The 226-nt window shown below is 69.5% G+C and carries 1 protein-coding gene; it reads left to right on the forward strand.

All coding sequences use genetic code 11. The features are described from left to right. Window positions 1–226, forward strand: a 226-nt coding sequence (locus tag AC4IJH_RS43865; protein WP_490857626.1) for an acyltransferase domain-containing protein, incomplete at both ends; no start/stop codon positions are given.

Here is a 226-nt window from a genome sequence, read left to right on the forward strand (position 1 = left end):
ATTCGGCGGATGTGGTGCAGCCGGTGCTGTGGGCGGTGATGGTCTCGCTGGCCGCGGTCTGGGAGGCGGCAGGCGTCATCCCCGATGCGGTGGTGGGTCACTCGCAGGGTGAGATCGCTGCGGCGACGGTGGCGGGGATGCTGTCCCTTGAGGACGGTGCGCGGGTGGTGGCGGTGCGTTCGCGTGCGCTGTCGGGTCTGTCGGTTGAGGGTTCGATGGTGTCGGT

It is taken from the genome of Streptomyces sp. UF-297, assembly GCF_058245575.1.